Annotated in this window: 1 protein-coding gene; it reads right to left on the reverse strand. The window is 69.3% G+C overall.

The annotated features are described in order from the left end of the window. Positions 1–1,396: beta-ketoacyl synthase N-terminal-like domain-containing protein (locus JGS39_RS39480; protein ID WP_219574580.1), on the reverse strand; the 1,396-nt coding region annotated here is incomplete at both ends.

A 1,396-nucleotide genomic window follows, 5' to 3' on the forward strand; every position in this document is an offset into this window, starting at 1 on the left:
CCGCCTGAGCGAACATCGTCCCGTTCAGCAGACCGGCATCCTCACCCCACACCACCTCACGCAACGAACGCCCCAACCGGGCGTCCAACTCCGCGAGCACCTCATCGAACGCCGCCGCAAACACCGGAAACGCCTCATACAGCTCCCGGCCCATCCCCAACCGCTGCGCACCCTGACCCGTGAACAAGAAGGCCGTAGCACCAGCCGGCCGCACCGACCCCCGCACCACCGACGCCGCGACACCACCCTCGACCAGCGCCGTCAGACCCCGCACCAACCCCTCACGGTCCGAAGCCGCCACCACCGCACGATGCTCCAACACCGCACGCGACACCACCGACGAAAAACCCACATCCAACAACGGGGCGGAAACCCCCAACAGCTTCCCCGCCTGCGCCGACAGCCCAGCCTCACTCCGCGCCGACAACACCACAGGCACCACCGGCAGCTCAACCGTTGCGGCCACCTCCAGCTCCTCCACCACCGGAGCCTGCTCCACGATCACATGCGCGTTCGTCCCACTCAGACCGAACGACGACACCCCCGCACGACGCGGACGATCCCGCTCCGGCCACGCCCGCGACTCCGTCAACAACTCCACCGCACCCGCCGACCAATCCACCTGCGGCGTCGGCACATCCACATGCAACGTCCTCGGCAACACACCATGCCGAATCGCCTGCACCGCCTTGATCACCCCACCCACACCCGCAGCCGCCTGCGTGTGGCCCAGGTTCGACTTCAGCGAGCCCAGCCACAGCGGATCACCCTCCGCACGACCCTGCCCATACGTCGCCAACAACGCCTGCGCCTCGATCGGATCGCCCAACCGGGTCCCCGTCCCGTGTGCCTCCACCAGATCCACGTCCGTGGCAGTCAGCCCCGCGCCCTCCAACGCCGCACGGATCACCCGCTGTTGCGACGGGCCGTTCGGGGCCGTCATGCTGCTGGAGGCGCCGTCCTGGTTGATGGCGCTGCCCCGGACCACGGCGAGGACCGGGTGGCCGTTCCGCTGGGCGTCGGAGAGGCGCTCCAGCATGAGGACGCCTACGCCCTCCGAGCAGCCGGTGCCATCGGCATCGGCGGCGAACGACTTGCAACGGCCGTCCCTGGCCATGCCCCGCTGGTGGCTGAAGTAGAGGAACATGTCCGGCGTCGTCATCACCGTCACGCCACCGACCAGCGCCATCGAGCACTCGTCGGACCGCAGGGCCTGGGCGCCCAGGTGCAGGGCCACGAGTGACGACGAGCAGGCGGTGTCCACCGTGACGGACGGTCCTTCGAGGCCCAGGGTGTAGGAGACGCGCCCCGAGACGAGACTGCCGCCGGTCGTGGCTGCGGCTTCGGTGCCCAGTGCGTAGTCGTGGTACATCAGGCCGGCGAAGACGCCGGTCCG

This window comes from Streptomyces poriferorum (assembly GCF_019399235.1).
GTDB classification, from domain to species: domain Bacteria; phylum Actinomycetota; class Actinomycetes; order Streptomycetales; family Streptomycetaceae; genus Streptomyces; species Streptomyces poriferorum.